This is a genomic window from Pseudomonas sp. RGB (genome assembly GCF_007713445.1).
In the GTDB taxonomy this organism is placed as follows: Bacteria; Pseudomonadota; Gammaproteobacteria; order Pseudomonadales; family Pseudomonadaceae; genus Aquipseudomonas.
Genome location: NZ_VMSH01000002.1, coordinates 44,228 through 60,399 on the forward strand (window position 1 = coordinate 44,228; position 16,172 = coordinate 60,399).

19 protein-coding genes are annotated in these 16,172 nt (G+C 62.4%); 6 read left to right on the forward strand and 13 right to left on the reverse strand.

The window, feature by feature from the left end; all coding sequences use genetic code 11:
* Nucleotides 1-205: 205 nt before the first annotated feature.
* From FPT15_RS03870 to FPT15_RS03880, 3 genes are all read left to right on the forward strand, one after another.
* A complete protein-coding gene (locus tag FPT15_RS03870; RefSeq protein WP_145158675.1) occupies nt 206-613 on the forward strand; it encodes a hypothetical protein in 408 nt (135 codons plus the stop codon).
* A gap of 97 nt (nt 614-710) precedes the next feature.
* Nucleotides 711-1,751, forward strand: a complete 1,041-nt coding sequence (locus FPT15_RS03875; protein WP_145158677.1) for an alpha/beta fold hydrolase — start codon at nt 711-713, stop codon at nt 1,749-1,751.
* 20 nt (nt 1,752-1,771) lie between these two features.
* The gene (locus FPT15_RS03880) at nt 1,772-2,107 is read left to right on the forward strand and encodes a low molecular weight protein tyrosine phosphatase family protein (protein ID WP_145158679.1); all 336 of its coding nucleotides are present in this window, start codon (nt 1,772-1,774) and stop codon (nt 2,105-2,107) included.
* A 75-nt stretch (nt 2,108-2,182) separates the two neighbouring features.
* Here the strand turns inward: FPT15_RS03880 and cynS are convergent, their stop codons facing one another.
* Nucleotides 2,183-2,653, reverse strand: a complete 471-nt coding sequence (gene cynS, locus FPT15_RS03885; protein WP_145158681.1) for a cyanase — start codon at nt 2,651-2,653, stop codon at nt 2,183-2,185.
* A gap of 120 nt (nt 2,654-2,773) precedes the next feature.
* On the reverse strand, nt 2,774-3,397 hold the full coding sequence (locus tag FPT15_RS03890) for a carbonic anhydrase (protein WP_145158683.1): 624 nt from the start codon (nt 3,395-3,397) through the stop codon (nt 2,774-2,776).
* Between the two features lie 111 nt (nt 3,398-3,508).
* Between FPT15_RS03890 and cynR the strand changes: the two genes are divergently transcribed.
* Nucleotides 3,509-4,393, forward strand: a complete 885-nt coding sequence (gene cynR, locus FPT15_RS03895; protein WP_145158685.1) for a transcriptional regulator CynR — start codon at nt 3,509-3,511, stop codon at nt 4,391-4,393.
* A gap of 14 nt (nt 4,394-4,407) precedes the next feature.
* On the opposite strand, the gene FPT15_RS03900 is transcribed toward cynR, so the two are convergent.
* Nucleotides 4,408-4,596, reverse strand: coding sequence for a DUF1737 domain-containing protein (locus tag FPT15_RS03900; RefSeq protein ID WP_145158687.1), 189 nt, complete (start codon nt 4,594-4,596; stop codon nt 4,408-4,410).
* A 268-nt stretch (nt 4,597-4,864) separates the two neighbouring features.
* Between FPT15_RS03900 and FPT15_RS03905 the strand changes: the two genes are divergently transcribed.
* Nucleotides 4,865-6,253, forward strand: a complete 1,389-nt coding sequence (locus FPT15_RS03905) for a PLP-dependent aminotransferase family protein (RefSeq protein ID WP_145158689.1) — start codon at nt 4,865-4,867, stop codon at nt 6,251-6,253.
* On the opposite strand, the gene panB is transcribed toward FPT15_RS03905, so the two are convergent.
* Together panB and FPT15_RS03915 are read right to left on the reverse strand one after the other, a co-directional pair.
* The gene (gene panB / locus FPT15_RS03910; protein WP_145158691.1) at nt 6,241-7,056 is read right to left on the reverse strand and encodes a 3-methyl-2-oxobutanoate hydroxymethyltransferase; all 816 of its coding nucleotides are present in this window, start codon (nt 7,054-7,056) and stop codon (nt 6,241-6,243) included. The genes FPT15_RS03905 and panB overlap by 13 nt on opposite strands.
* Before the next feature lie 164 nt (nt 7,057-7,220).
* The gene (locus tag FPT15_RS03915; protein WP_145158693.1) at nt 7,221-8,177 is read right to left on the reverse strand and encodes a glycoside hydrolase family 6 protein; all 957 of its coding nucleotides are present in this window, start codon (nt 8,175-8,177) and stop codon (nt 7,221-7,223) included.
* A gap of 81 nt (nt 8,178-8,258) precedes the next feature.
* On the opposite strand from FPT15_RS03915, the gene FPT15_RS03920 reads away from it, so the two are divergent.
* A complete protein-coding gene (locus FPT15_RS03920; protein ID WP_145158695.1) occupies nt 8,259-8,426 on the forward strand; it encodes a DUF2986 domain-containing protein in 168 nt (55 codons plus the stop codon).
* Here the strand turns inward: FPT15_RS03920 and FPT15_RS03925 are convergent.
* The 8 genes from FPT15_RS03925 to FPT15_RS03960 form a co-directional block, all read right to left on the reverse strand.
* Complete coding sequence (locus FPT15_RS03925; RefSeq protein ID WP_145158697.1) at nt 8,397-9,380, reverse strand: GlxA family transcriptional regulator; 984 nt, start codon at nt 9,378-9,380, stop codon at nt 8,397-8,399. The genes FPT15_RS03920 and FPT15_RS03925 overlap by 30 nt on opposite strands.
* A 4-nt stretch (nt 9,381-9,384) precedes the next feature.
* Complete coding sequence (locus FPT15_RS03930; protein WP_145158699.1) at nt 9,385-9,927, reverse strand: cysteine hydrolase family protein; 543 nt, start codon at nt 9,925-9,927, stop codon at nt 9,385-9,387.
* A 114-nt stretch (nt 9,928-10,041) separates the two neighbouring features.
* The gene (locus FPT15_RS03935) at nt 10,042-11,382 is read right to left on the reverse strand and encodes an MFS transporter (RefSeq protein ID WP_106576583.1); all 1,341 of its coding nucleotides are present in this window, start codon (nt 11,380-11,382) and stop codon (nt 10,042-10,044) included.
* A gap of 171 nt (nt 11,383-11,553) precedes the next feature.
* Nucleotides 11,554-12,492, reverse strand: a complete 939-nt coding sequence (locus FPT15_RS03940; protein WP_145158701.1) for a biotin-dependent carboxyltransferase family protein — start codon at nt 12,490-12,492, stop codon at nt 11,554-11,556.
* Nucleotides 12,489-13,253, reverse strand: coding sequence for an allophanate hydrolase subunit 1 (locus FPT15_RS03945; protein ID WP_145158703.1), 765 nt, complete (start codon nt 13,251-13,253; stop codon nt 12,489-12,491). Before FPT15_RS03945 ends, FPT15_RS03940 begins: the two co-directional genes overlap by 4 nt.
* Nucleotides 13,254-13,339: 86 nt before the next feature.
* The gene (locus FPT15_RS03950) at nt 13,340-13,765 is read right to left on the reverse strand and encodes a VOC family protein (RefSeq protein WP_145158705.1); all 426 of its coding nucleotides are present in this window, start codon (nt 13,763-13,765) and stop codon (nt 13,340-13,342) included.
* A gap of 110 nt (nt 13,766-13,875) precedes the next feature.
* Nucleotides 13,876-14,751 (reverse strand): LysR family transcriptional regulator, encoded by an 876-nt coding sequence (locus tag FPT15_RS03955; protein ID WP_145158707.1) that lies wholly within the window; start codon nt 14,749-14,751, stop codon nt 13,876-13,878.
* 22 nt (nt 14,752-14,773) lie between these two features.
* On the reverse strand, nt 14,774-15,985 hold the full coding sequence (locus tag FPT15_RS03960; protein ID WP_145158709.1) for a YeeE/YedE family protein: 1,212 nt from the start codon (nt 15,983-15,985) through the stop codon (nt 14,774-14,776).
* Between the last annotated feature and the right edge of the window lie 187 nt (nt 15,986-16,172).

The following is a 16,172-nucleotide window of genomic DNA, read 5'->3' on the forward strand; positions in this document are numbered from 1 at the left end:
GCAGCTTATTTTTACGCTATTGACCGATTGCTGCCCCTCCGTAAAGGGCAGCTTTGGGTCGAGAGCAGCCTATCTCGCAGCGCATACCACCATAAGCCAACAGCCCCCGTGAAGCCAAAACACCTCGACCAGATAGCAAACGCTTCACACCTATAACTCTGGTAAAAGCACTCCAACCAAACCCCATCTTTTTCGGAACCTCGCCATGCCGCGCCTTCTCCCCCTTCTGCTCTCGCTTTTACCCAGCCTGGCCTACGCCCTCCCCGCCCTGAAATACACCACGCTCTACACCACCACCGTCCACGACTGCGAGGACGTTAACCTGGCCACCTGGCAGCATCCCACCCGCGCGTTGCTGGAGAAGAACAACTTCCAGCTCGAACGCATCCAGCTGTGCAACGGCGGCCATTACCCGATTTTCCAGGTGCAAGCGCCCTACGACCCGCGCGGTCAGACCAAGGATTTTTTCCTGCCGTTGTATGAGCACATGCGCAAGGCCAACGGTAAATGGCCTTACGCATTGGTCGACAGCAGCGACGCGGTGGTGGTGTACGTCAGCTACCCGAAAGACGATGAGATCTCCCTGGATTACGAGGGTTTCGAAGCGCCGTAGAAGCGCGTTTCAATCATTGCAGGCGGCCCGGTAAGGGATGCATTGCGAGGGCATTTCAGGTAATGATGCGCCACCCAAATCAAGGACGATAAAAACAATGAAAACCGCGCTGCGCGCCCTGTTCCTGCTGTGCCTATCCACGCCCGCCTTCGCGGCCGAAAGCCCGGTGGGTTTCAAGACCGCCACGCTGCCCGATGCCACACACCAGCGCCCGCTGGAACTGGTGGTCTGGTACCCCGCCGCCACCACAGCCCAACCCGAGCTGATCGCCGACAACGCGGTGTTCATCGGCGCCCTCGCCGTGCCCGACGCGCCACCGGCTGCCGGCGAGCATCCGTTGGTGGTGCTGTCCCACGGCTACGGCGGCAATTGGGGTAAACAGGTGTGGCTGGCCAGTGCCTTGGCGCACCAGGGTTATATCGTGGCTGCGGTCAATCACCCCGGCACCACCACCAAAGACCGCAGCCCGCAAGCCGCCGCGCAACTGTGGCAGCGCCCGGCCGACCTGAGCCGCGCTATCGACGCGGTCTTGGCTCAGCCGCAGCAATTTGGCGCGGTCGCGCCTACCCGGATTGCTGCGGTGGGCCACTCCCTCGGCGGCTGGACCGTGATGGAAATCGCCGGGGCACGCTTCGACCCCGACCTGTTCAGCCGCGACTGCGCCGAACACTCGAAGTTGGGCGGCTGCATCGGCTACCAGCAAATTAACCCCGCCGCCACGCCCGCCGGCAAGGCCCAGTTGGCCGCTGACTTGAGCGACAAACGCATCACCGCAGTTGTGTCACTGGACCTGGGCTTGTCGCGAGGCTTCACCCGCGCCAGCCTGGCCGCACTGCCGGTGCCAGCGCTGGTGATCGCCGGGGGCGTGCCAACCGAGGACATGTCGCCCGAATTGGAATCCGCCGACATGGTCAAGCGCATGCCAACACCCTCCACGCAGTACGTGGAGATCAGCGACGCCACGCACTTCAGCTTTATGCCGATCTGCAAGCCGGGTGGCATGGCATTGATAGAAGAAAGCTCGCCGGGCGATGGCATGATTTGCCGGGATGGCGAAGGCGCGCGGCCACGGGCGGTGATTCAGCAGCAGGTGGTGGCGCTGATTACTGGGTTTCTGGCACGGCCCATTCACCCTTAACCAAGACGTGTGGACAGGCAATGAATAGCCCAATCAATCTGCTCTTCGTGTGCAGCCGCAACCAGTGGCGTAGCCCTACCGCAGAGGCCATCTGGCGCCGTCGCCCCGGCTTCAATGCGCGCTCGGCGGGCACCAGCCCGAATGCGCGCAAAACCATCGGCGCCGCGGATATTCGATGGGCAGATGTGATCTTCGTCATGGAGCGTAAACACCTGCATCGCCTGCAGGCAGACTACGCGCGGTTGCTTGAACACAAGCCGCTTTACTGCCTGGATATTCCGGATGACTTTCGCTACATGGACCCTGAACTGATGGAGCTGCTTGAAGACACCGTCGCGCCTTATCTCAACACCTAGGCGTGGTGCACTGGCCCAACCTATGCAACAGCCGTGGCCCGGTCACCTCGCAGCGCCGGGCCGTGTGATGCTTGATCAGAACGGTTTGGTCGGCAGGTATTTGCCATCCAGGGTAATCACCGCACGCGAGCCGCCGTCCGGGTCTTCGACTTTTTTGACGTCCAGCTTGAAGTTGATCGCGCTGATGATGCCGTCGCCAAACTTCTCGTGAACCAGTGCCTTGAGCGTGGTGCCGTAGACCTGAATCATTTCGTAGAAGCGGTAGATGGTCGGGTCGGTCGGGACGCCGTTGCCGATGCTGCCGCGCACGGGGATGGTTTGCAGCAGCAGCACGGCGTCCGCGTCGAGGCCCAGGGTGTTGGCAACGGTTTGGGCGGCGTCGGCCGGCAGTGGGTGTTGGCCGAGCAAGGCGGCGGTGACGAAGGCTTCGTGCAGGCCGGTGCCTTCGGCGATCTGGGCGAACGACAGGTCTTTGCGGGCCTTGGCCAGCAGGATGACGTCGGTCAGGGCAAGGCGAGTGTTCTGGCTGATTTGTGACTGGATCATGGGGTTATCTCCGTGGTTAAAACTGTGGGTAAAACGGCTGATGGGGCAAGCGCCAACGCTCAACTGTGCGAGCTGGCATGTCGGATCGCCGCACCGCTGCGATGCAGACACCTCGGTGTATCAGGCAGGGTAATCGGCCAGCGGCACAAAGGTGCCGGTGCGGCTATCGAAGGCCTGGATACAGCCGCTTTCGATATCGTAGACCCAGCCATGCAGGGTCACGCGCTTCTCTTCAAGTGCCAGGCGTACCGAGGGGTGCGTTTGGATATTGGCCAATTGCGCGATCACATTTTCGCGGACCATGGAGGCGACTTTGGCGGGCTGGTCGACATGCTGGCGAGCCTCGTTGACCACCCGGCCGGAGTCGGCGTAGCGCAGCCAGCTGGCCACGGCGGGCATGTGGTCCAGGCATTTGCAGGTGGCGATGGCGGTCATGGCGCCGCAATCGGAATGCCCGCAAATCACGATGTCGCGGACCTGCAAGGCCGCCACGGCGTACTCCACTGACGCCGACACACCGCCCGGCTCCGGGCCGTAAGACGGCACGATATTGCCGGCGTTGCGGATGACAAACAGCTCGCCCGGTTCACGCTGCGTGACCAGCTCGGGTACCAGGCGGCTGTCGGAGCAGGAGATGAACAGCGCCCGTGGGCTCTGCTGATTGGCCAGGTCTTTGAACAAGCCGGCGCGCTCGGGGAAGGCACTGCGCTGGAATTTCAGAAAACCGTCGATGATGTCTTGCATGGGTAACTCCTTTGAATCGCGATGCGATGGAGCAAAGGTTAAGGAGCCCGTGCAATAAGGTAAAAGTCTCATATATGATCCAGCACATTAGATAATCTTATGAGTACAAACATGCTGGCACGCCATATCCAGTACTTCTTGGCCGTTGCAGAACACCAAGGCTTTACCAAAGCGGCGGCGGCCCTGCATGTCTCGCAACCGGCGCTGTCCCAGCAAGTGCGGCAGTTGGAGGAGAGCCTCGGTGCCCAGTTGTTTGATCGATCCGGCCGCCAGACGCGCCTGACCGATGCCGGTGAGGTGTACCTGCGCTATGCGCTGCGGGCGGCTCAGGAACTGCAGCAAGGCAAGCGCGCGATCCATGACGTGGCCGATCTGAGCCGCGGGACGTTGCGAATTGCCGTCACGCCGACGTTCACCACCTACCTGGTGGGGCCGTTGGTGGAGGCCTTTCACGGCCGCTATCCGAACATCACGCTGAACGTGCGTGAGGTCGCCCAGGAACACATGGAAAACCTCCTGCTGGCGGACGAACTGGATGTGGGGATTGCGTTTGATGAGGTGCACGCGCCCGACATCGACGCCACGCCCCTGCTGGTCGAAACCCTTGCGCTGGTCGTCGGCAAGCAGCACCCGCGGGCTGAGGAGCGGGTTATTGGGCTGGAGGCGTTGAATGGCGAATCACTGATTTTGCTGGGCAAGGAATTCGCCACCCGCGAGCAGATTGACCGCTATTGCAGCACGCACGGCATTCGCCCACGCGTGGTGATGGAAGCCAATGTGATTGGCGCGCTGATTGAGGTGGTACGCCGGACCACGCTGTCGACACTGTTGCCGGCGGCGATTGCACGGGCGCACCCGCAGTTGGTGGCGATTGAGCTGGGGCCGCAGCGGTTGCAGCGCACCGCCGTGTTGATGCAGCGCAAAGGGGGTTATCAGCCGGCGGCGGCGCGAGCTTTTTTGGCGTTGGCCAAGGACGTCGCCGAGGGGCTGACCTGACAAGGCAAACGTGCCTACTTACCAGGCCCCCAAACAATGGCCTGAGCCACCACGACGTACTCGCCGTTGAAGGTGGCCGCTGGCGAGCCATATAACTGATAACCCAGCGCAAGGGCTTCAGAGACGCGGTGACAAAACGCGGCGTCATCCTTGCCCGTCAGTAGCCGGTAAACAGGTAATCCATTGGGCGGCGTGGTTTGCATGGTGTGGTTTTCCTGGTCGACATGAAAGTATCAGGCCCGAACGCATCGTACAGCCCGTGAACGAACCGACAGCAGCATCCATGATTTCCTGCTTCGGCTCAATTCTGCCAATCCGATAAGCACAGCGCTCGTCAGGAATGTTAAGGGTGCACGGCTTGATCATCGGGGGCTGCCGTTGAGTTCCGTATCACATCGCCTTGAGTAATACTGGACCGGCACCAGCCCCGATGTATTCCCCGTATAACCTGGTCGAGTAGCGCGAGTGGTCATGGATAGAACTAAACACAGCGCTTTCGCCTATCAGGCGGTGTACCGCTACCTGGTCGAGTTGATCGACGCCGGCCCGCCAGACGGCGAACGCAAACTGCCGTCTCTGCGCCAACTGGCCGAGCGCCTGGGTGTGTCGGTGTCGACCACCAAGTACGCCTACGCGCTGCTTGAAGATCAAGGGCGGATCTACGCCAAAGCCAAATTCGGCTACTTCACCCGATCGCTACCTGCGCCGTTATTGACTCAAGGCACATCAAGCCTGCTCGACCAGGTGTTTGCCACGGCCCGCCAGCCCGGGATGCTGGCGCTGAGCAGCGATGCCCCGGCGATGCTGCTGTCGCTGGAAAACCCGCTGCTGATGCTCGAGCGTGAACTCACCCGCCAACACCCGCGCTCGCTGGCGCCGCTGTACCTGCCGTTCGGCGAGCCCGAGTTGCGTGCCGCACTGGCCGAGCGCTACACCCAGTCCACCGACCGTTACTGGCAGGCCGACCATGTGTTTATCGGCGCGGACTTGCACAGCGTGCTGGACGCAGCGCTCAACGCGCTGGACCTCGCCGGCACGGTGGCGTTGGTGGAGTCGCCGTGTTCGTGGGCGATCCTGCGTCAGCTGCAGGCAGCGAATATCCGGGTGATCGAGTTGCACCTGGATGCGCGCGGGCGGTTCGACCTGGCCGCGCTGGAAGGATTATTGCAGCGCGCGCCGATTCGATTGGCGGTGCTGTCGTCGACGGTGAATATTCCCCAGGGGGGCGTGGTGCCTGCGCGGGACAAACAGCAAATTTGCCGCTGGTTGGCAGAGCGAGATATCTGGCTGTTCGAAAACGACACCTACGGCGAGTTGTATTTCGAGCCGCAACCGGCGCGCTATCGCGACTTTGCCGACCCGCAGAAGCTGTTGGTGTTTTCGACCTTCGACAAAGTCATCGGCTCGGAAGCGCCCTATGGGTACGTACTGAGTCGCGGGCAAGGCTCGCAGTTGCAGCGAGAGTTTCTCAAGCGCGGGTTCCGCCTGTCGCCTATCCGTCAGAAGGCGATCGCCAAACTGTTCACGTCCAAGCGCATCGACCCACATTTGAAAGCGCTGCGGGCACTGCTGCTCAAGCGCATGACCCAACTTGGCGCGCTGCTGAGCGAACACGATCAGTGGCAGGTTCACCGCCCCCACGGCGGCGCGAGTTTCTGGCTTGAGGCCTCGCCCGCCGTCGACATGCGCAAGGTATTCGAACGTCTGCAGGCCGAGCGCATCGTCATTGCGCCCGGCGAGCTGTTCAGTCAGCAAGGCGCCTGGCGCCATCACCTACGCCTGAGCTACACCCTCGACTGGGGCAAGGATATCGCCCAGGCCGTAAACCTGCTGGCCCAGGCGATGCGTCAAAGCCCGTAGCAATGCCACGCCTCGGGGAATCGCCCGTGGCGTACGTCATCGGCAAAGCGCTCGCAGGCATCGCGAATCACCGCGCCGACATCCGCGTACTGTTTGACGAAACGTGGCAGGTGCTCACCGCCCAGGCCCAACACGTCTTCGGTGACCAACACCTGGCCGTCGCAGGCGGGCGAGGCGCCGATGCCGATCGTCGGCATTTTCGCGTCTTGGGTGATCTGCCGGGCCACACCTTCGGCCACGCCTTCCAGCAGCAGGCTGAAAGCGCCCGCCTCCAGGTTGGCACGCGCATCTTCAGCGATCACCGCAGCGGTTTGAATCGTGAGGCCCTGCGCCTTGAAGCCGCCCATCACATTCACAAACTGCGGCATCAGCCCTACATGGGCCATCACCGGAATGCCGCGCGCCACCAGAAACTCAACCGTGCTGGCCAGGGCCTGGTTGGCTTCCAGCTTGACCGCATCGCAGCCGGTGCGCGCCAACACCTGAGCGCAGTTGCGAAACGCCTGCGCGTGGGATTCCTGGTAGCTGCCAAACGGCATGTCGGCGATGACACAGGCCAGGCGCGTGCTATCGACCACTGCGCGAGTGTGGCCGATGATTTCTTCGAGCTGCATGCTCAAGGTTGAAGGCCGGCCATAGCCGACCATGGCCGTGGAATCACCGACCAGAATGAAGTCGACCAACGGGTCGATCAGCTTGGCAATGGTGCTGGAATACGCCGTCAGGGAGACGATTTTCTGCTGGCCTTTCATCGCGACCAGTTGCGGGACGGTGGTGCGTTGGGTGCGGGTATGCGTGCTCATCAAATGGCTTCCGCTTGCGCTGAATACCCGGCCTGATTATTGGCAAAACACCCGGTGATTCAATGCACAGATCGGCGCTGAAAAGCGACCCAGATGCCAAGACGTTCCGTTGTGGCGAGGGCCGTTGCGCGTTCGCCAACAGCACCGGGTTCACGCAGAGGGGTTTATTTGCCCTCGATCAACCGCAGCGCCAACGGCGCGCTGAACGTGCCGGCCGCCGGGCCACCATGGCAGTCGGCGATGGGCGAAGAGGCGCCGTCCGAGTTGCCCGGCAGCTTGATCCACAGCGCCAGCAGGTTGGGCGTGACGACGCGCGGCAGCATGCCCAGCTTGCGCGCGGGCGGGTTGCACCAGTCGCCACGGACGGCACCGTTGCCGTTGCGGCTGGTGTCGACGACCACGGCCTTTGTGTAGGCGTGATTGGCAAAGAGCCTGGCGTTGATCCGGTCGGCGTAGTCACGGGATTGATCGAGCGTGTAGAAATTGGAGACGTTCAGCGCAAAACCGCGCGCGTTTTTTATTCCGGCCGCATGCAGGGTATCGGCCATCTGCGAGGCGGGCTTCCAGTGCGCGTTACCAGCGTCCAGGTACACATCCGCCTGGGGCGCGCGTTGCTTGAAACCTGAGACTGCGTAGTTGAACAGCGCCAGGCGCTCGTCTCGCTGAGATTGGCTGAGGCACTGCATGTCCGGCAAGGCGTCGGGCTCCAGGATGATGATCGCCGGTTTGCGGCCAACGCCGTTGATCAGGTGGTCGATCCAGGCGCGATACGCTGCCGCATCGGCCGCGCCGCCTGCAGAGGCGCCGCCGCTGCAGTCACGGTGCGGCAGGTTGTAGGCGACCAGAATCGGTGTGGCGCGGGCCGTGGCGGCGGCGGATACGTAGCGGTGCACACGCGGCTCAAGTTGATCGCTGCCCTGGCTGCTGCCGGTCAGCCACAGGGCACTCGGCACCTGGGCAATGGCAACACGGATGGTTGCCGCGTCGGGCGCCTGCGGGTTGTGTTTTACCCACTGGGCAGCGTTCGATTCGGGATTGATGTAGAAGGCGTCGCCTGCGTGGGCGGCCGGTAGCACCGATAACAACACCAGACTGGCAACGCCAACGATGAACCTGAGCATATGTTGACTCCACAAGGCCGGGGCCTGACGCACTGCCTCAAGCTGATATCATGCGATCAATTACCCGCTGAGTAGCACACCATGAACCGCCAGAAAAAACTGCAGCAGCTCTTCAAGGCCAAAGCGAAAAAGGCCAGCGCCAAATTGGCCCCCAAGAGCAAAGATAAATACATCAGCAAAGCCGACCGCGCCAAACTCGAAGCGCAGGCCGATCAAGCGTCAACCACCGCCACCGACACGCCCAGCTGAAGGCGTCCCCGCTTCATATTTGCCCCAGATACGTCGCAGGTGCCGCGCCGAACCAAAGCCCGCGCGCTCGGCGACGGTTTCGATGTCCAGGGTCGACTCAACCAGTAATTCACGCGCCACGGTTAAACGCAGGGTGTGCAGATAATCCAGCGGACTGATGCCGACGTGTTCGTGAAACAGTCGCGCCAGGTGCCGGCTGCTGGTGCAGGCCAGGCTGGCCATACGCGTGACGGTCCACGGCTCACACGGGGCTGCGGCGACGGCGTCCTGCACCCGATGCACGGCGGGATGCAGGTGATTGCGCCCGGCGATCCAGGCCGACAGCTGTGGATCGGCACCGCTGCGGCGCATGTACACCACCATGTCCCGCGCAACCGCGCAGGCCAGTCGCGGCCCGGCCAGCTCGGCAACCCAATGCAGCATCAGGTCGATGCCGGCGGTGACGCCGGCGCTGCAACTGATGTTGCCATCGGTGACGTACAAGCGGTTTTCCAGTACTCGAGCCTTGGGCGCCATGGATTGCAAAGAGGCGCACAGCGCGTGGTGCGTGGTGCATTGGCGTCCGTCCAGCAGCCCGGCGCGGGCGGCGCTCAAGGCGCCCGCACAGACGCAGACCAGTTTCTCGCCGGACGGCGCGAACACCGCTTGCAGCCACTGGGTCAGCACGCTGCTGGCCGAGTCAAATGCCTGCTGGCACGCCTTGGTGACCTTCGACGTGGAGCCCACCAATACCACCAGCGTGCCCGGCGCCAGGGTTGGCGGAAGCGGCGCCAACCCGGTCAGGGGCAAGCCGATGGACGTTTGCAGCGTTTCAACCGGGCTGACGTACTGCAAGTCGAACTCAACGGCCGTCGAGTCCTCGACCTGAGCGGCCAGGCGCAGCACTTCGGCGGGACCGGCCAGGTCCAGCATCAGCACGTTGGGCAACAGCACAAACAGCACCGGCACGCTCACGGGGTCAATCCTCCAATGCCTGGGCGACCGTGACGATGCGCGCAAAGCGGCCATCCAGCACCAGCTCCGTACGCTCGCGTATTTCGGCTGCGGTATAGACCCGGCCGCTGCGCGCGTGGGTCATCGGGAAGGTCAACGTAGCTTCGCTGACAAAATCCACACTCAGGCCACTGTCCGACGCCTGCCGCGTGGTGGTTTCACAGCACTGTTCGGTGCGAATGCCGCTGATGATCACTGTGGTCACTCCCATTTCCGTGAGCCACGCCGCCAAGGGCGTGCCGGCGAAGGCGCTGTGAAAGCGCTTGTGAATGACCCGGTCAGGGTTGATCGACAATTCGCCCAATGCCCGAACATTGCCCGAGGCCAGCGAAAAATGCCCCTGGTCTTCCACATGGAAGACTTGTATCACCGGGATGCCCTGTTGAACACACCCATCAATGAGGGCCTGCTGCTTTTCCAGGTAACCCGGCAGGTCATTTTCGGACCAGTAGCTTGAATGGCGGAACGAATGCTGGGCATCAATAACAATAAGGGCTTTGCGGCTCATGAGGTGTCCTGTTGGCGTGCAGTTCAGTGAATAATGCAAGCCATACTAGGCAGTGCGGCAGGTGAGCAACAGGCACGTGCCGGACCACTTGAGGACGTATTCGGACATCCATCGTCAGCGACGCAAAGCACCTTGCGAGGTTTCACGCAGGGTGGTCAAGGCAATCAACGCACAGACCGCCGCGCCGGCCATGAAAAACCCCGGGATCAGCAAATTGCCGGTCGAGCCGATCAGTGATGTGACGATATAAGGCGTGATCCCGCCGCCCAGGATGGCGCCCAGATTGATGCTGATGGCCATGCCGGTGTAACGAACCCGAGTGGGAAACTGCTCGGCATAGGTCGGGTAGCCCACCGACTGGATCACCGGCATCGGCAGCGTCGCCACAAAAAACGCCAGGACCGCGATGAACAGGCTGCTGTTGTTCATCAACACCATCATCGGAATCACCAGCACCGCATAACCGACAAAGCCGATGGCCAGGGCTTTCTTGCGCCCGATGCGATCCGACAGCCCGCCCCAGAACGGCATCAGCGCGGCCATGCACAGACTGACGCCGGCGATGACCCAATAGATCTTGGACTTCTCGAAATGCAGGTAGGTGGTCAGGTAGATGTTCATGAACACCAGGCCGATGTAGTAGCCGGCGTTCTGTGCAAAGGCGAACACCACCACGCGCAGCACTGCCGGCAGGTTCTGCGTGAGCACCTCCTTGACCGGCGCGGTGGGCGGCTTTTCCACGGCGAGAAAGGCTTTGAACTCAGGCGTCTCCTCGACGTTGTGGCGCATGATGCACGAGAAGATCACCAAAGGAATCGCCAGGAAAAACGGGATACGCCAGGCCCAGGCTTGCAGCTGCTGTGCATCGACCAGGCCGGTGGTGATGCCGCAGATGATCGCTGCCATCGACCCGCCAATCGCAACACCCACCGGCGTGAAGGCACCGTAGAAACCACGGCGGCCCTTGGGTGAAGACTCGGCCAGAAAGGCCGCAGCGCCGATCACCTCACCGCCGGCGAAAAAGCCCTGCGCCAGCCGGATCAGCACCAGCAGGATCGGCGCAGCAATCCCCACGTGGGCCGCCGTCGGCAGCAGCCCGATCATCGCGGTCGCGGTGCCCATTCCGATGACGGTGCTCAGCAATACTTTGCGCCGACCGATGCGGTCCGCCAGCCGCCCGAGCAGAATGCCGCCCAACGGCCGGATCAAGAACGCACTGCCAAACACCGCCAACGTGGCCAGCAGCGCGGCGGCGGCGTTATCACTGGGAAAAAACAACGGCGCGATAATCGTCGCCATAAAGCCGTACACACCGAACTCGTAATACTCCACCGCAGTGCCCGTCGCGGCAGCGATGGCTGCCCGCTTGGCGATCCTGGTGGCGCTGCTGTCAGCGGTCTTGTCGAATTCGCCCAAACGCGGCGATGGGATGGGAGTAGCGATCACGCGAGACATAAACACCTTCCACTCTGACCGTTGGTCATTTGAGTTATTGAGGTGGACAGTTCCACCCAGAAGTAAACCCGTCAGGTTGCGAGGGGTTTTAATGCTCGACAGTAAGAAGTGTGAACGTGGGCTTAATCATCTAGCGCTCCTGTTTTTATTATCGGTAGCGACGGTTTTTGCTCAGTGGGTGGCCTCCAGTCGTTCCAGCGCGTGTGCACGCGCCACGAACAACGCTTGAGCCGTGGGTAAATCAATCAGCGAGAATCGAATGTCATCGCCGGGCATCAGTTGCGCCAGTTTGGGTAAATCCACACTGGCCACCTGGGCGATACGCGGGTAGCCACCGGTGGTTTGCCGGTCGGCCATCAGCACAATCGGCTGACCGCCGGCGGGAACTTGCACGGTGCCAAATGCCACGCTTTCGGACAGCAGCTGGCGGGGCTGCGTCAGGTCCAGCGCGGCGCCGTCCAATCGATAACCCATGCGATCCGAGGCAGCGGTCAGCTGATAGGGCTCATGCAAGAAGTCATGGCGAGCCGTTTCGGTGAAGTCAGCCCATTCGCGCCCCGGCAGCGCCCGAATGCAAGCTGGACGTGTCGGCGCGCCAAGCCGCCAGCCCGCAGGAATATTCAACCGCACAGGGTTTGCGAACGATGAGCAAATGGGGATCACATCGCCGGCTTGCAGTGCGCGCCCCGACAGCCCGCCAAACCCTCCCCGGCTATACGTGCTGGCGCTGTTCATCACCGGCGTGAGCAGATAACCGCCGGCCACGGCCAGATAGGCCCGCGCGCCGTACTCACGCTTCTCGAAGCCAAGCATCGCGCCCGGTTTGACGCGCACGGCGTGCCCCGGTTGCAGCGCAACACCGTCCAGGCGCGCGCCCAGGTCAGCCCCGGCCAGGGCGATCAGCGCCTGTGCCTGAAAGCACAAGACCGGGCCTTGAAGGGTGATTTCCAGGGTTGCAGCAGTGGTCGGGTTGCCCACCAACAGGTTGGCCAGCGCATGCGCGTCCTGGTCCATGGCGCCGTTGACCGGCACGCCCCAATGCTGGAAGCCCACGCGGCCGGTGTCTTGAAAGGTGGAAAACAGACCGGGCCTGAGCACTTTGATGGTCATCGCTGCGCTCCGGCCAGTTGTTCAAATTCACGGGCGGTGATGGGCACGAAGCGCACCTGATCGCCACCGCTCAACAGGCAAGGCGGCTGATTGGCCGGCGAAAACATCGGCAACGGTGTGCGGCCCACAACGTTCCAGCCACCCGGCAAATCAGCGGGGTAAATCACGCTCTGACAATTGGCCAGGCCCACGCTGCCGCGCGTAACCTGCGTGCGCGGTACGGCGCGGCGCGCCAGTTTCAGCGCAGGCTCGTGCATGCCGATATAGGGATGGCCCGGTGCGAAACCGACCATCAATACATCGACCCACTGCCCGCTGTGTGCGGCGATGACTTCGCTGGGTGTGATGGCGCAGGCGTTGGCGATGTCCAGCAGATCCGGCGCGTAGTCGCCCTCGTAGCACACCGGGATTTCCAGGCGTTTTGGCGTGATGCGCGTCAGGTTGTGCTGTTGTGTCAGCGCGTTTTCCAACACCTGGGCAATTGCGTCGTAGGGCAACAATTCGGGGTACAGCCTGGCGATGATAGGCGGGGCATAATGCACGCCCACGGACACCATCGCCGGGATCACATCGGTCACGCCGCCAAGCAACCCGCGCGCCAACAGGTCATGCAGCGTGGCGCTGAATGCCACCGCACGGCGGTTGGCCTGCGCGCTGAACAGCGTTGCAAACACCACCACGATGCAGCTGTCGCCACACGGCTCGAACTGCCAGCGCTGTTCGGCACGCACAGGCCGAAAATCACAGTCAACGTCAGACATCACGTCACTTCTCTCATGCGGCAGGCATGCAGCTTCACATCTTATTGACGCCGTCGCTCGGGTGGCGACGGTCGCGCGGATGACAACTACTTGGCGAACAACTGGCTCATGTCCTTGAACGCCTTGAACTCCAGCGCGTTGCCGCACGGGTCAAACAGGAACATGGTGGCTTGCTCGCCGACCTGGCCCTGAAAGCGGATGTAGGGTTCGATCACAAACTGGGTCTCACGCGCTCTGAGCCGATCGGCCAGGGCTTCCCATTGATCCCAGTGCAGGATGATGCCGAAATGCGGGACCGGTACGTCGTGACCATCGACAGGGTTGGAGTGCACCGACTCCTGGGATTCAGTCTTGGGGTGTTCGTGGATGACCAACTGGTGACCGTAAAAGTCGAAATCGACCCATTGCGCGCTGGAGCGACCTTCGCGAAGGCCAAACACGTCGCCGTAGAAGTGGCGGGCGGCGGCGAGATCGTAGACGGGAATAGCTAAATGAAAGGGCGAAAGGCTCACGGTGGCTACCTGCGGGTTCTGTTATTCAGAACCCGATTCTTCACCAGAAAGACCGTGCGATAAAGCGCATATCTTTCGTCCTGAGCCTCAATTTTTTCGATGCTCGCGCCCTACTTCGGCGCACCGAGCACTTCCATGATGCACGCCCTGAATAACGCGAAGAGCGGCAGTTGGCGCTGGGTGTACTTGGTGAGCAAGACGATTTCGCGATGGAAAGTCAGCTCGTCCAATCGCAAAACCCGCACGTCGCTGCCGTGTTCCAGCCACAAGCCGGCCAGTGGCACCAGGGACACGCCGAGGCCGCTGCGGACCATCTTGACGATGGCGTCCAACTCATCAAGCTCCAGCGCCTGCTGCGTCTGGATCTTTTGTTCCTTGAGAAACTGCGTGACCTGGCGGCCACCGAACGAGCCCCGGTCGTATCGCACAAACGGCTGCTCGCGCAGGATCTGCAACGGGTCATCGCCCGGCACGTCCTTGGCGGTGATCAGCACAAAAGGCTCGCGGGCGATGACCTCGACATTCAGCTCCTTTGGCAGGTTGAACGGCGGGCGAATCATGATCGCCAGGTCCAGTTCACCGGCATCGACCTGGCTGAGCAGGTTCAGCGAAACTCCCGGCACCAGGTTGACTTCAATGAACGGCGCACGCTGTTTGAGGGCCACCAGCGCCTTGGGCAGGATGCCGGTCTGCACACTGCCGATGGCGCCGATGCGCAACGAACCGTGGAAGTTGTTGGCCCTGTCGGGGGTGCCCATGCGCGAGAAAATATCGAGGATTTGCTCCGCCAGCGGCACCGCACGCTGCCCTGCCGAGTTGAGGGTGGCGGAGCGGCCGGTGCGGTCGAACAGCTTCACCCCCAGCGCGTCTTCAAGGTGCTTGATCTGCGCGCTCACGGCCGATTGCGTCAGCCCCACCTGCTGACCGGCAGCGGCAAAAGTGCCGCGCCGCGCCGCGCTGACGAAGGTCCTCAGTTCTCGAATCATGCCGCATACCTCACTGGTTCGCTCAGCAGCCGCTCAACGCCACCTGCGGCCGCTCGCCCGCAAAGAAGAAGGGACGCAACCGCACGCCCACGCCGTTACCGATAAACGCCGCCACCAACCATACCCAGCCATGCAGGCTGCCCGAGGCGATGCCGCTGAAGTACGCGCCGATATTGCAACCGTACGCCAGGCGCGAACCGTAACCCAGCAGCAAGCCACCGATCACCGCCGCCACCAGCGAGCGCGCGGGGATTTTCAGGCTCGGTGCGAAACGCCCGGCCAGGCCGGCCGCCAGCAGCGCACCAAGGACGATGCCAATGTCCATCACGCTGGTGATGTCTTCCCAGACCGGTGCGGCCAGGGCCTTGGCATTGCCCGGCACCTGCCAGAACACCCAGCTGGCCACGTCCACACCCAAACCGCTGGCGACCTTGGCGCCCCACAGCGCGAACGCCGAGGTAATGCCCCACGGCCGCCCGGCCAGCGCCAGGGTGGCGTAGTTGAGCAGCGCCAAACCAATCGCGCCCCATACCAAGGGCCACGGCCCGCGCAGGAAACGGCGCAGGCCGGTGTGCTCGCTGGTCACGCCCTCTTCCAGTTGGCCATGACGGCCCTTCTCCAAGCGCACGGTGACGGCTGCAATGATCGCGAACACCGCCAGGCTCAAGAGCAGCGCTGGTACAACGCCGAAGCTTTTGACGATGGACACCGCCGGAAACGCCGGCAGTGCAAACCACCAATCAACATGGTGGGTGGCGATCAACGACCCGCAAATGAAGAAGAACAACGTCACCAACATGCGCGCATTGCCGCCGCCCACCGTGAACAACGTGCCCGAGGCGCAGCCGCCGCCCAGCTGCATGCCGATGCCGAAGATAAACGCGCCAAACACCACCGACACGCCAGCCGGCGCCACCAACCCGACCACCGGCTGACCCAACAGCGTGCCTGCCCCCAGCGCCGGGAAAAACAGCACGACCGCCACCGCCAGCATCACCATCTGCGCTCGCAAGCCGGCGCCACGCCGATCATTGATGAACACGCGCCAGGCCGAGGTAAAGCCAAAGGCGGCGTGATACAGGGTCAAACCCAGTGCCGCGCCGACCACCAGCAACAGCACCTGGCGTGAGCCGACACTGCTTTGCAGGAACACGGCGCCCGCCACCAGGATGATAAAAGCCACCAGCGGCGCGATGGGTTTGCGCGCGGGGGCAAGGGAGAGAGAGGTACTCATCGGGGATCTCGGGTTGTTTGAGTTTGAAGGTTTGCAATGGGGGGCGAGTATAAACCGAGGGCCGTGGTGTGGTGCGCTCGCTTATTTTGGCCAGCGGGCTTCCTGTGGCGAGCGGGCTTGCCCCGCGCTGGGGCGCGAAGCGGCCCTAAAACCTGCCAGCGAGGTCTTACTGGAAAATCGCGTTAAC